1 pseudogene is annotated in these 696 nt (G+C 58.6%); it reads left to right on the top strand.

What is annotated here, in order from left to right:
- Positions 1–97: 97 nt before the first annotated feature.
- Positions 98–696 (top strand): annotated as a pseudogene (locus tag AB4Z23_RS27570) (MSMEG_0569 family flavin-dependent oxidoreductase); the annotation flags it as partial.

The following is a 696-nucleotide window of genomic DNA, read 5'->3' as shown; positions in this document are numbered from 1 at the left end:
GGACGCCACTATCCTACAGATGCACTCGCGCGATTACCGGCGTCCGTCGCAACTACCAGATGGCGGAACCTTGATTGTGGGCACAGGGCAATCTGGCGTGCAGATCATGGACGACTTTCATCTGGAAGGTCGTCCAGTGCACCTGGCGGTAGGGCCCGCTCCGCGCAGCCCGCGCAAATACCGCGGGCGCGACGCAACCGACTGGCTTTACGATGCAGGAACGTATGCCGTCACGATCGATACCCATCCCGATCCCATCAAAGCCTTGACCCAGACCAACCATTACATGTCCGGGCGCGACGGCGGCAAGGAGATCGATCTGCGCAAATATGCACTGGAGGGGGTGCGGCTGTACGGATCTGTCGCGGGTGCCTCGGGCACGATGATGGCATTCCTGCCCGACCTCGAAAAGAACCTCGATGACGCTGACCGGAGCTATATGGGTATTCGCAAGCAGATCGATGCGTGGATCGCGGCGCACGCAATTAATGCTCCAGAGGAGCCCCCATTCGAAAAGGTCTGGCGTCCCGTTCAAGAAATCACCGAAGTTGATTTGGCGGAGGCAGGCATAAAATCGATCATCTGGGCGATCGGTTTCCGTCCGGATTATTCGTGGCTGAAGGTCGACTGCCTGGATCAGCGAGGCAAGCCGGTGTTCCGTCGCGGTGTAACCGATGCACCTGGTCTGTACTTTAT

Origin of the sequence: Agrobacterium sp. MCAB5 (assembly GCF_052114365.1) — a bacterium.
Classification (GTDB): Bacteria; Pseudomonadota; Alphaproteobacteria; order Rhizobiales; family Rhizobiaceae; genus Agrobacterium; species Agrobacterium tumefaciens.
This window is presented reverse-complemented; position numbering and strand designations above follow the sequence as displayed.